Source organism: Actinoplanes sp. ATCC 53533 (genome assembly GCF_003947245.1).
Genome location: NZ_QHHV01000218.1, coordinates 1 through 11,443, shown reverse-complemented (window position 1 = coordinate 11,443; position 11,443 = coordinate 1). Strand labels below are relative to the sequence as shown.

The following is an 11,443-nucleotide window of genomic DNA, read 5'->3' as shown; positions in this document are numbered from 1 at the left end:
CAGCCAATCGGGGAAATACGTGCCTTGGCGCAGTTTCGGGACCGCGACGTCGATCGTGCCGACGCGGGTGTCCAGGTCACGATGGCGGTAGCCGTTACGGGACGTTGACCCGCTCCGGTGACACGGCCCCGTACTCGGCGCCGCAGACCGCGTCCGCGTCGGCCGACAACAGCGAGTTGATCACCGTGGACAGCAAGTGCCGCATCAGATCCGGCGACGCGTCGCCGAGAGCTTGGTCCAACAGCCCGGCAGGGTTGATGATGTGAGGTGCGGTCATCGCGATAGAGCCCTTTCGAGAGTGCTGTGAGAGGTTCACTCGAAAGATCACGCGATGACCGCGCTCTTCGTTCAGCCCGCAGACGGGCCGCCCGACGATCACGTCGATCGCGTTACACCACTATCAGGGACGCCACTCACCCATCCGTCAAGTAGCACATGTCGCATGTGAACACCGCCGCCTTGTTCGCAGGTCGTATTCCGTTCGAGCAACAGCGTGGCTTTCGGATACGCAGAGCGAAAGGCGACCGACGTCAGCCGGTGTCAGCCGACATGCCGGTCGCGGTACAGCCCATGCGGCACGTCCGGATAGTGTGCGCTCATGACTGCGGAGCCCAGACGAGCCAGCGAATGGACCATCCACGGAGAACGCGTCATCGACGACGCCCGGCGAGCTGTGCTGAGCGTCGCCGACGTGGAGCTACCCGACGGCGTGCGGTTCGAGCAGTACGTTCTTCGCGTTCCAGGCGCCGCGATGGTCATCGTCCTGGATGATGACGAGCGCGTTCTCATGATGTGGCGCCAGCGGTTCATTCTTGATCGGTGGGTCTGGGAATTGCCCGGCGGCTATCTCGATCCGGCAGAGGATCCCCTGACCTGTGCCGCGCGCGAGGTTGAGGAGGAAACCGGGTGGCGTCCGCGCAGCATGGAACGGCTCCTGACGTTCCAGCCCATGGTCGGCACCGTCGACCAGGAAAACGTCGTCTATCTCGCCCGCGGTGCCGACCACACCGGAGCCGCGCCTGACATCAATGAAGCGGAACGAATCGGCTGGATACCACTCACCGAGGTTCAGCAGCACATGGACGAAGGCTCCATCATCGGCGCTGGTTCGGTTTCCGGTTTGCTGGCCGTTCTCCTTCTCAAGGCATCGGGAAAGCTCTAAGAAGCGCTCAACACAGGACGCGCCCGATCCGTGAAGTCCCGCACGGCAGGGAGCCCGGCATGCTTCGCGAGACGATCCGCCAGATCGGCTAGATAGTCCCGAGCCCGGGACGAGCGGAGTCCCTCCGCCGCATCCACAGCCTGAATGCCGACCCTGCTTGCTTCCTCCAGGTCCCCGACCTGGGCATGAGCTGCGGCAAGCAGCGCGAGATTGAACTGGCGGCCACGCGCATAGTTCTTGCCGTCCATGTCGAGGGATCGCGTAGCAAACCGCTGAGCGATGTCACCGCGCCCAAGCGTGACAAAGCAGTGCCCAAACTTTGCCGCCAGATACGCTTCGTCAAAGTATCCGATCCATTGCGGATCGCTGGACCGGTCCGCCTTGTCGAATATTTTCTCTGCCCGATCCAGGGCTGCCGCGCACGCCGCCTCTTCGCCACCCGCCGCGTGCCCCTGGGCTTCGAGCACAGCCGACTCCGCTTGGATGGCCTCGACACCGACCTCCGATGCTGCCCGGCCTGCGGCCCGAGCAAGGTCGACCGCCTCCGCTGCGGCACGCTTGTAGGCAGCCTGATGGCTCATCGCAGCCAGGATTTCGGCGCCGAGCGCGCGGTCGCCCGCGCCGCCTGCCAACCGCAGCGCCTGAATCATGTATCGCTGTGCCAGCCCATCCATCCCCGCATCATACGAAGCCCAGCCGGCCAATTGAGTAGCCTCTGCGACAGCGGACAGCAGCGCACGACCGGTTGTTGGATCGTAGCGGCCTTTGAGCAGATCGGTGGCGTCTCCGTTCAGAAATCGGACCACGCTATTGCGAACGTGTCCGCCACCGAACTGGTTGTCCAGCGTCCGATAGGTAGAAGTTATCTGTCGGACCGTCTCGACGTCCGGTTGACCGACGAGCCTTTCCCCTCGCCCGGTGGGACGCTCGTCGAGCGGCGACATCAGCCATCGCATAGCCGGCGGCAGGAAAACCGTCGCGCTGAAGCCAACGCCGTGCAAAAGGTCTCGTCGTTGCATGTCCCCCTGCCAGAGTTTCACGGCTACATCGATGCCGTATCTCCAGTCCGGCGCGAACTCTAGCCCGACCGGCACCTGGACAGCATCGGATACCCGGCCGACAGGCCGCACATCGGTGTCGGCTGACACTTCGCGCACCAGAGCGGACAGTTCGCCGCCAGCACACAGGGCATTGTCGAGCAGCACCGCGACCGCGACGCTCGGCCGCTTGGTTCCGGCCTCAAGATCCCAGAGATAGCCGTGCGAACAGTGGATCTTCTGCCCGAGGCGACGAAGCGACAGTCCCGCCTGCTCACGCGACCCTTTCAGCCGCCGCCCAAACTCCGGATCAACGACAAGAGTCCGTCGCGGCATCACGTCGCTCCCAGGTCGAGGCCGACGATTCGGCCATGTCGTCCGCTGCTTCGCGCCTGCGTCGACGACGCTACCGCCACGAGCGCTCCACTGAAACCGACGACCACCACCCGTGGAAGCAATCACCGGGCTCCTTGGGCGATCTGCCGGGAAGCGGTCCGGCCGGCCGCCGTGAATCGGTGGCCGGCCGGATCTCGCTCAGGCCGTGCCGGCGGCCCGGGCCTTCGCTATCGCCGGCACCCAGCCGGTGAAGACCACTCTCGCCGAGTCGGCGACCCGCCAGCTGGTCGTCGCGGATGCCTCCAGCCGGGCCGAGCGCAGCGGCACGGTGCCGGCGGTGCAGTGGGTCATGGCGGCCAGGCACTTGGCCGACGCGATCCGCCCGTCGTAGCTGGTGCACCGCGTCACCCGGGAGGGGCGCAGGCGTAGCGCGGTGTTGCTCGCGGTGGTGCAGGACGGCTGCAGCTTGGTCTGCACCTTGCTGTTCGCGGTCACCAGGAACGGGGCGAGCGTGCCGGTGGACAGGCCGGCCTTCTCCCGGGCGAGGATCGCGATCGGGCCGGCGATGTTGAGCGCGAAGCCGAGCTGGTCGGCGACCGCCTTGTCGGTGACCGCGTCGCTGAGGCTGTCGATCTGCGTCGCGCAGGAGGTGACCGACTGCGCCCAGGTCTGCAGCGCGGACAGCTCGAGCCGGTCCATGTCGCCGACCTCGATCACGGCCGCGCGGGTGCACGCCTTGGCCGGGGCGGCGGCGAGCGCGTCGGCGTGCGCGAGCAGCGCGGTCTTCGAGGCGTTCACCGCGTTGATGATCTCGGCTTTCGCCTGGTCGATCGACTTGTTGCCGGCGCGCAGATCCTTGAGGAAGCCGAGCAGTTTCACGCCTGCCTCCACCACCGCGATGATGGTCGCCGGGTCGACGGCGGCCCGCGCCGGGCGCGCACCCGCCGGCAGGGTCACGCCGGCCGCCAGCAGCAGGAGAACGAGAAAACGGGTCAGGGACTTCACGATGTCACCTCGCGGATGGTCTCGCAGTTGACGAACGTGCCGGGGCCGACGCAGCTGTCGGTGCCCGGCCCGCCGTCGAGGACGTCGTCGCCACCGTCGGACATCAGGATGTCGTCGCCCGCGTCGCCGAACAGGTAGTCGTCGCCCGAACCGGCGTAGATCGTGTCGTTGCCGTCCCCGCCGTACAGGTCGTCGTTGCCGTTCCCGCCCATGATGCGGTCGGGGCCGGCCTCGCCGGCGATCATGTCGGCGCCGTCCTCGCCCACGAGGATGTCGAACCCGTCGCCGCCCTCGATGCCGTCGCTGCCCGGACCGCCCTCGACCGAGAACAGGCTGCCGGCCGTCGGCCGCGTCGCGCCGGGCGCCACGCCCTCGAAGGTGTCGTCGCCCTCCCCGAGGCAGACCACCACCCGGGTCGCGCCGGTCTCCACGCTGACCATGTCGTTGCCGGCGAGCGTGTTGACCACCGCGCCGTTGCTGACCACCGGCCCGTCGAACCCGGTGTTTCCCACGTAGGTGGCCACCCGGGCCGCGCCGAGCACCCAGTCTTGGCACATCACGGCCGCCGCAGCGGGCTGCGTCGCCGCCAGGATCCCACCTGACGCGGCAAGCGCCGCGACCAGAACGGCCGCGGCGCGGATACGCACGTGTCTCACAAAGCCTCCTCGCATGCCCCTCGTCCCCGGCCCCAGCCAGGTTGACAAACGGACCGTATGCGCACAGGCCTCCGTTAACTCGTAAGGCTGGACAGCGTTGGACAGCTTTGGACAACAACCATGAAAGACCGGCGGCGGGCCGCTCTACGGCTTTGCTGGACACAGTCCGAATGCTCGGCGACAGTGGGTACCAAAGTGGGCAACATCGCGTCGACCGGATCCGCACCACGGCGAGAGGCACCGATGAGCGTCGACCGCCTACCCCGGAAGACCGCGACCCCTGCGTCGCCCACCGCTCCGGAAGGGCGATGAAGGTGGCCCGTTTCTCACTACCCGACGAACGTCCACCCGGACTCGACTCACCGATCACGGTGAAAGCGATCAAATACAGTGCCCGGGTACACGTCTGCGTCTTCAAGCTCACCAACGGTTGGATCGGCAGCAAGTGGCGGATCGGCGCGGGTTTCCGAAAGCCGGTACCGACGCTGTTGCTCGAACACGCCGGCCGCAGGTCCGGAAAGCTGTACGTCACGCCGGTCCTGTACCTGCGGGACGGACCAAACCTGGTCCTGGCCGCGTCCCAAGGTGGACTGCCGCAGAACCCTCAGTGGTTCGCTAATCTGATGGCCCACCCAGAAACCCGCGTGCACCTGCGCAGGGAACGCAACCGCCGGGTCCACGCCCGGAAAGCCACCGGTGAGGAGCGAGCCATCCTCTGGCAGCGACTGGTCGACATCTATTCCGACTTCGCCAAATACGCCGCCTGGGCCGATCGGGAGATCCCGGTGGTGATCCTCGCGTCCCGCGACAGCTGAACCACGCGGCCCGGTCGAAGGGACCTGTCACCACGGTGCTCGAAGCCGGTGAAGGAAGCACTTCGCCGGCCACGTCGGCAAACCCGGCCCAGTCCTCGGACTAGCCCGTCAGGTCACGGAGAAGTAGATAGATTGCCAGCATTCCCTCGCGGGGTGCCGGCGCCCATCGCGGCGGGGATGCCGCCGGGGTCGGCCCGTGCGACGATCACCCATGGCCGCCGAGTCGCCGCTCGGCGACTGGAGTGGCTGTGGGCGAGGCGTACGGTTTCGAACGCGAAAGGTGCACACGATGAGCTCCGGTTCCCTCGCGGCCGCGCTGTCCGCCGGCCCGATCGTGCTTGACGGTGGCCTCGCCACCCAACTCGCCGCGGCCGGCCACGACCTGTCCGACCACCTGTGGTCAGCGCGGTTGCTGCACGACGAGCCGGAAGCGATCGTCGACGCCCACCTCGCCTTCCTGCGCGCCGGCGCGCAGGTCGTGATCACCGCGAGCTACCAGGCCACCTACGACGGATTTGCCAAGATCGGTCTCGACGACGCTGCCGTCACCGCGCTTCTGCGACGCAGCGTCACGTTGGCCAGGCAGGCCCGGCAGCGGGCGTCGGATGCCGGGATCGGCGGTCCGCTGTGGATCGCCGCATCGGTCGGACCGTACGGCGCCATGCTGGCGGACGGCTCCGAATACCGCGGCGGCTATGGACTCAGCGTCACGGAACTGGTCCGGTTCCATCGGCGGCGCATGCAGGTGCTGGCCGACGCCGGCGCTGATGTGCTGGCCCTGGAGACCGTCCCGGACGCCGCGGAGGCCGAGGCGATGCTCCGCGTGGTCGAGGAGCTGGGGATGCCCGCGTGGCTGTCGTACACGATCGACGGCGTTCACACCCGGGCCGGCCAGCCGCTGGACGAGGCGTTCAGGCTCGCTGCGGGGATGGACGACGTGGTCGCGGTCGGGGTCAACTGCAGCGCACCGGGCGATATCGCGCCCGCCGTTGCCATCGGGGCCCGGGCCGGTGACAAGGCGGTGGTCGTCTACCCGAACAGCGGCGAGCGCTGGGACGCTGCCACCCGCTCGTGGACCGGCGAGGCCGGCTGGGGTGCGCAACCGGTGGACAGCTGGATCGGTGCGGGTGCGCGACTGGTCGGGGGTTGCTGCCGCGTCACCCCGGCCCACATCGCCGACCTGGCCATGCGCCTGCGGGCATAGCCCACCTCCTTCTCCAGGGGCGCCCGACCCGACCGGTGCAACGGCACGATCTCAATACCATCGGCGATGGCAACGCCGGCAACGGCTCCGACCACGCGGACTGGAGCAACGCCCAAGTCCGCGGGTGACCCCTGACCAGGAGGTGGCGGCGCCAGCCGAACGCGGAAAGATGGTCGCCTACCTGATGGATCTGATCGCTCGATATCCCGGCAGGTCCACGAACATCTGCTCACCGGTCAGCTCTTGCGCGGGGATCCCAGCAGTCCGGCGGTCGAGGTGCTGTCGACCACGCGGCCGAAGCGCCACCGCCGCATCACCAGGCCGGCACCGGTGATGATCGCGACCTCGCCGCCGAGCCGAAGATCCTCCCGATGGCTTCCGCTTCTCCTCGACGGTGACGGTGCGGCGCATCACGACCGCCGATCTTGGGCATGGCGTCGCCGTGATATTCGGTGTTACCCGGCTGCGGGGCGACCTCCGCGCTGATCCGCGGGTCGGTCATCGCGACCTTGACGTCCTCGTAGCGGCTCACCGCCCACACTTCCCGGCCTTGCCAGTTCACCTTGCGCAGGCCGTTCGTCTCGCGCCACTCCCGGTACGAGGGAGGGGGGTCAAACGGGGCAGCGCGCGTCACGGTCGGCGGGGGAAGCCGGGAGATCGGTGGTGGTCATGGATTCCTCCTGGAGTGAGGCGGCGATGAGTGCGTCGCGCCACGGGGCGCTGGTGGCGATGAGGGCACGCCAGGCGCGTAAGACCTTGGGAGACTTGCCCGCGGCGAGCACGCCGGTCACCCGGCCACCGGTGCGGTAGGCGACGAGGAACTGGCCCGGTCCGCCGTCCAGGACGAGTGCGCAGCGTCGCCTGATCCGGTGCCCACTTTCATCGGATCTCTCCGCCTCAAAACATCTTGCAGTGGGATGCAAGTTCTCTTTTGAGGCGAAGCTAGCACAACTTGCAGCTGACTGCATCTTGCTACACTGGCATGATGGAAACCGAGACCGAGCGCCCGCTACGCGCCGACGCGGCACGCAACGCCGAGCGGATCGTGCGGGCGGCGCGCGCGGTCTTCGCTGACCTAGGCCCGGACGCGCCGCTGGAAGAGATCGCCCGCCGCGCCGACGTGCGGATCCGGACGCTCTACAACCACTTCCCCAGCAAATCGGACCTGGTCCGGGCCGCCGTCGACCAGGCCATCACCGAAGACCTGGCTCCCGCCACCGAACGGGCACTGGCCGACGAGGATCCGCTGCGCGGCCTCATCAGCCTGATCGAAGCCGCGATGGGCCTGGTCGCACAAGAGCTCAACACCGTGGCCGCCGCGCGTAACACCGGCACCCTGACGGCGGCGGCCTACACCCCGTTCCTCGAGTCGCTGGCCCTGCTCGCCCGGCGCGCGCAGGACGCCGGACTGCTCCGCGCCGACCTCGTCCCCGACGACCTGGCCCGAATCATGGCCATGCTGACCAACACCTTGTGGACCATGGACCCTGGCACCGACGGCTGGCGGCGCTACCTCGCACTCCTGTTCGAAGGCCTGGCACCCGCCGCCTCGAACCCCCTGCCCGCACCGGCTCCCCTCCGGAGGGGAGCCTCTACCGCCAGCTGGGCGGGCTAGCGGTGTGACCGCTGGGGACTGGCGACGGCACGGATGTGTCGGGTAGGACGTCGCGGCGGCCGGTGAAGCGGTGCGGCGTGCGCCGCCGTTTGATCTTTGACAATGGCGTGGTCGGCGGGGATGCGTCGCACGTCGGGACGGTCATCGAGGCGGTTGTGGATGGGTCGTGCCCTGGTGAAGACCGACGCGCAGCGGCCCGGCCGGCCGATCGCCCGGATGACACCACCGTGGGCAAAGGTCTTTGACAGGCTTGCCTCGAACCAGGTCGAGAAGAGGATTCCGCGATGGGCTGGCTGACCGAGGTGATCAGCGGTGTGCCGCCGTTGCTGGTCTACGTCATCGTGGCCGTGGCCGTGTGCGGTGAGACCGCGCTGATCGCGGGCGTGGTGGTGCCGACCCTGTCGACGCTGTTGCTGGTGGGGTTCCTCTGCCGCGCGGGAGACCTGGACCTGCGGGTGGCGCTGGTGGTCGCGGTGCTGGCCGGGGTCGCCGGGGACCACGTGGGTTACTGGACCGGGCGACGGCAGGGTGCACGGCTGCGCGGCAGCGTGCTGGGCCGCCGGATCGGCGAGGACCGCTGGACCAGGGCGGACGGGTTGATCCGCAGCCACGGCGGGCGGGCCGCGCTGGCCGGCCGGTTCGTGACCGTGGTCCGCACCCTGGTTCCCCCGCTGTGCGGATCCGCCGGCATGCGGTATCCAGCGTTCGCCCTGTGGAACCTGCCCGGCGTGGCCGGGTGGGCGAGTCTGGAAATCCTGGCCGGGTACGCCGCCGGCAGCTCCTACGAGCGGCTGAGCGCCTCGTTCGGTCATGTGACGGCGGCGCTGGGTCTACTCGGCGTGGTGGGCGCGGCGCTCGTGGTCGGCGGCCGCTGGCTCGGCCGCAACCCCGACCCGGTCCGGATGGGTTGGCAGTTGCTGGCGGGCTCGGAGCGGGCCCGGGCCGCCTTTCGGCGCTATCGCCGGGCGTCGGAGGCGGTCGGGCGCCGGTTCGGGCCGCGCCGGGCCACCGCGGTGCGGCTCGCCGCCGGGCTGGCGGTGCTCCTCGTCGCGGGCTGGGCGATGACCCGGCTGACCACCGTCGCGGTCCGCTTCAGCGACCTGCCCTCGGTGGACGCCAAGGTCGTCACCTGGTTCGCCGGGCACCGGGAGTACCACGCCACCGGCCGGGTGATCGCGATCGGTTCCATGGCGGCGACCTGGCTCTTCGTGGTCGGCGCGTTCGTGGTGTCCGTCGTGGTCACCCTGCGGCGGCTGGGCCGGCAGCCGACACTGCTCGACGCCCTGGCGGCGCTCGGCCCGGTGATCCCGCTGGTCGTGCTCGACCAGATCGTCTCGAGGACGGCCGACCCGGCCGGTCCGGGGATCTTCTTCAGCTTCGACGCCGTGGCCACCGCGATCGGCGTCCTGGCGGCGTGGGCGTTGACGCGTGACGGCGGACGGCTGCGGGCCGTCGCTGTCTGGACGGTCACCGTGGCAGTGCTGCTGGTGGTCGGCGTGTCGCGGCTGGCCACCGAGTGGAGCTGGGTGAGCGATACCGTGACGTCGGTCCTGCTCGGAGCCTTCTGGGCGGTGGCCACGATCGCGGTGATCCGGGTCCGGGACTCCAGCCGAGAGCCGGCGGACGCCGCACCCGTACCGGAATCGGCCGGGGACCTGATTCAGGAACCGCCGCCGAAATCCTCCGTCGCCTGAAGACGACCGACCGGGCCGGCCACGGCGGCGCACCACGGCGAATACGCCGGCGCCGAGCAGGGCCGCCGCCACGACGGCCGGAGCTCCCAGGGTCATGATCCGGTGCACGGACTGTGCGGCGGCGTAGCCGGCACCGGCTTCCAGCACCGCCCACGTGCTCGCGGCGGCCACACTGTAGGGCGCGACCCGGCGGTACGGGACCCCGGTGGCGCCCGCGAAATGCGGCACCAGCGTCCGCAGCAGCGGCACAAACCTGGCCGGGAAGACAGCCCGGCCGCCGTGCCGGGCCATGACCGTGTCCGCACGGCCCCAGGCTGTGGCAGAGATGCGCCGGCCGAGGCGGTTGGTGCGCAGCCGACCACCGAGCAACAACCCGGTGCGATAGCTGATCAGGTCGGCCACGACGACGGCCCCGGCCGCCACCACGACCAGGACCGGGAAGTGCAGATAGCCGGTCTGAGCGAGAGCACCGGCGGACATCATCAGGGTCAGCGTGGGAACGAAGACGCCGATGACCAGATTCGACTCGGCGAGCAGGGCCAGAGCCACGATCCCGTACGCGGCCACGGACGGCACCTGGCCCAGCGCCTCCGTCAGCCCACTCATCGCCCACCGAAGGCATTGGTCATTCCCCGAGGCTAAGACCGCGGTTTCACCGCTGGATCCGCCATTGTGCGACGTCCTGTGCCGACGAAAGTAGGGGCCAGCCTGGCGTTGTCGGGCACGGCCGACGGCTGGACGGTCGCGCGGCGGGCGAGAGCCCGTCCAGGAGGATGCCGAGGTAACGACGCCAGCCCTCGGTCGCCGGGTCCATGCTCCCGAGCACACCGGTGACCATCGCCATGATCCTGTGCAGGTCGTCGGGAACGAGATCCGCCCGCAGCAGGCGGGCCTGTTGAGCCCGCCGGGCGAGCAGGGCCAGTGCCTCGAAGAACGGGGTGGACAGCTCGGGCGAAAGAGGGCCGACGCTTCTGGCCGCGGCGGCGGCAACCACTGTCGGAGCAACGAACAACGGCAGCGGCCGGGCCAGCAGCATGGCGGCGCACAGCGGGATGACGGCACAGAGCACCACCGATTCCGGGGCCTCGGTGAAAGCCACCGCGTTGGACACCCCGAAAGCAGCGAGCAACACCACCAGTACGGCACGGCCGTACCAGGTCCGTCGCAGCCCAGCACCAGCCACGTTGCCGATCCTAGAGTTGATCGCAGGGCCGGCGATCCGACTATCGACCATGGGCAACCCCACCCAAAGTAGGGGGTGGGCGCCGTCCACCAGCGGATCCGCCGGCCACCCACCGGCGCTCAGTGGTCCGCGCGCCGTCCCGCTCGGCTCCCCTGGGCCACGGCAGCAGGGGCGATGATCGGCGGGTGCCGTCCGGGTCGCAGCCCGGCCTGGTAGACGGCGACGACCACCTGGGCCCGGTCCCGGGCGCCCAGCGTGCCTGGCTTGCGGCCGCGTCTCAGCGGAGCCCGAGGCTCCCAGCGATCAGCGGCCTACCCCGGGCGCGGTAGGTCGCTCGGAGGTGTTTGCCGCAGCTAAGCACGTAGGCAGAATTCCGGTACGTAACTGGTGACGGGCGGTACGCGGACACGCTCAGCAAGAGGGACATAACAACGTAAAGACCCCGCCGCGGGTTCGGATCAGGTTTCCACACAAGAGCCTGAACCCCGACGAGGTCACCGTCAGTATGCGCCCCGCGCACGTCTACGCCAGCATGTCCGCGCAGCAACACACCGAACTGATTACCGCCCTGCACGGGCCTTGGCGTAACGCCACCCGGATCATGATGGTGGTGCTATCAGCGGCCGGCTGGTCCGCGAGCGAGATCGCCGATCTGCTGCACTACGACCCGAAAACCGTTCGCGCCTGGATCGCCCGCCACCACGCCGAGGGCCTCGCCGGGCTACCCGACCGGCCC

12 protein-coding genes and 2 pseudogenes are annotated in these 11,443 nt (G+C 69.1%); 6 read left to right on the top strand and 8 right to left on the bottom strand.

Annotated features, from left to right (window positions below; all coding sequences use genetic code 11):
- Positions 1–277: pseudogene (locus DMB66_RS49120) on the bottom strand (transposase); the annotation flags it as partial.
- A gap of 321 nt (positions 278–598) precedes the next feature.
- Between DMB66_RS49120 and DMB66_RS49115 the strand changes: the two are divergent.
- On the top strand, positions 599–1,162 hold the full coding sequence (locus tag DMB66_RS49115) for an NUDIX hydrolase (protein ID WP_125810995.1): 564 nt from the start codon (positions 599–601) through the stop codon (positions 1,160–1,162).
- Here the strand turns inward: DMB66_RS49115 and DMB66_RS49110 are convergent.
- From DMB66_RS49110 to DMB66_RS49100, 3 genes are all read right to left on the bottom strand, one after another.
- Positions 1,159–2,535 (bottom strand): helix-turn-helix domain-containing protein, encoded by a 1,377-nt coding sequence (locus DMB66_RS49110; RefSeq protein ID WP_125810994.1) that lies wholly within the window; start codon positions 2,533–2,535, stop codon positions 1,159–1,161. The genes DMB66_RS49115 and DMB66_RS49110 overlap by 4 nt on opposite strands.
- A gap of 198 nt (positions 2,536–2,733) precedes the next feature.
- Positions 2,734–3,540, bottom strand: a complete 807-nt coding sequence (locus tag DMB66_RS49105; protein WP_125810993.1) for a hypothetical protein — start codon at positions 3,538–3,540, stop codon at positions 2,734–2,736.
- Positions 3,537–4,196 carry a calcium-binding protein gene (locus DMB66_RS49100; RefSeq protein ID WP_158647607.1) on the bottom strand — a complete coding sequence of 220 codons (660 nt, stop codon included), beginning with the start codon at positions 4,194–4,196 and terminating at the stop codon, positions 3,537–3,539. The genes DMB66_RS49105 and DMB66_RS49100 overlap by 4 nt, the downstream gene beginning before the upstream one ends.
- A 170-nt stretch (positions 4,197–4,366) precedes the next feature.
- On the opposite strand from DMB66_RS49100, the gene DMB66_RS49095 reads away from it, so the two are divergent.
- Positions 4,367–5,011, top strand: a complete 645-nt coding sequence (locus DMB66_RS49095) for a nitroreductase/quinone reductase family protein (protein ID WP_233625386.1) — start codon at positions 4,367–4,369, stop codon at positions 5,009–5,011.
- Between the two features lie 289 nt (positions 5,012–5,300).
- Complete coding sequence (mmuM, locus tag DMB66_RS49090; protein ID WP_125810991.1) at positions 5,301–6,215, top strand: homocysteine S-methyltransferase; 915 nt, start codon at positions 5,301–5,303, stop codon at positions 6,213–6,215.
- 313 nt (positions 6,216–6,528) lie between these two features.
- On the opposite strand, the gene DMB66_RS63155 is transcribed toward mmuM, so the two are convergent.
- Positions 6,529–6,747 (bottom strand): hypothetical protein, encoded by a 219-nt coding sequence (locus DMB66_RS63155; RefSeq protein ID WP_199753086.1) that lies wholly within the window; start codon positions 6,745–6,747, stop codon positions 6,529–6,531.
- A gap of 79 nt (positions 6,748–6,826) precedes the next feature.
- Positions 6,827–7,006 (bottom strand): hypothetical protein, encoded by a 180-nt coding sequence (locus DMB66_RS63150; RefSeq protein WP_199753085.1) that lies wholly within the window; start codon positions 7,004–7,006, stop codon positions 6,827–6,829.
- A 194-nt stretch (positions 7,007–7,200) separates the two neighbouring features.
- Between DMB66_RS63150 and DMB66_RS49080 the strand changes: the two genes are divergently transcribed.
- Together DMB66_RS49080 and DMB66_RS64780 are read left to right on the top strand one after the other, a co-directional pair.
- Positions 7,201–7,830 (top strand): TetR/AcrR family transcriptional regulator, encoded by a 630-nt coding sequence (locus tag DMB66_RS49080; protein WP_125810990.1) that lies wholly within the window; start codon positions 7,201–7,203, stop codon positions 7,828–7,830.
- A gap of 284 nt (positions 7,831–8,114) precedes the next feature.
- Positions 8,115–9,524 carry a DedA family protein gene (locus tag DMB66_RS64780; RefSeq protein ID WP_125810989.1) on the top strand — a complete coding sequence of 470 codons (1,410 nt, stop codon included), beginning with the start codon at positions 8,115–8,117 and terminating at the stop codon, positions 9,522–9,524.
- 135 nt (positions 9,525–9,659) lie between these two features.
- On the opposite strand, the pseudogene DMB66_RS66295 reads toward DMB66_RS64780, so the two are convergent.
- Together DMB66_RS66295 and DMB66_RS49065 are read right to left on the bottom strand one after the other, a co-directional pair.
- Positions 9,660–10,130: pseudogene (locus DMB66_RS66295) on the bottom strand (DedA family protein); the annotation flags it as partial.
- Between the two features lie 46 nt (positions 10,131–10,176).
- Entirely contained in the window at positions 10,177–10,707 is a 531-nt protein-coding gene (locus DMB66_RS49065) for a hypothetical protein (RefSeq protein WP_125810988.1), read from the bottom strand.
- Positions 10,708–11,212: 505 nt separating this feature from the next.
- Between DMB66_RS49065 and DMB66_RS49060 the strand changes: the two genes are divergently transcribed.
- A partial coding sequence (locus DMB66_RS49060; RefSeq protein WP_148112844.1) for a helix-turn-helix domain-containing protein occupies positions 11,213–11,443 on the top strand: 231 nt, incomplete at its 3' end.

Excerpts from the sequence above, each read along its gene's own strand:
- mmuM (WP_125810991.1), top strand. The coding sequence starts at position 5,301 with ATGAGCTCCGGTTCCCTCGCGGCCGCGCTGTCCGCCGGCCCGATCGTG.
- DMB66_RS49115 (WP_125810995.1), top strand. The coding sequence starts at position 599 with ATGACTGCGGAGCCCAGACGAGCCAGCGAATGGACCATCCACGGAGAA.
- DMB66_RS49080 (WP_125810990.1), top strand. The coding sequence starts at position 7,201 with ATGGAAACCGAGACCGAGCGCCCGCTACGCGCCGACGCGGCACGCAAC.
- DMB66_RS49110 (WP_125810994.1), bottom strand. The coding sequence starts at position 2,535 with ATGCCGCGACGGACTCTTGTCGTTGATCCGGAGTTTGGGCGGCGGCTG.
- DMB66_RS49095 (WP_233625386.1), top strand. The coding sequence starts at position 4,367 with ATGCTCGGCGACAGTGGGTACCAAAGTGGGCAACATCGCGTCGACCGG.
- DMB66_RS64780 (WP_125810989.1), top strand. The coding sequence starts at position 8,115 with ATGGGCTGGCTGACCGAGGTGATCAGCGGTGTGCCGCCGTTGCTGGTC.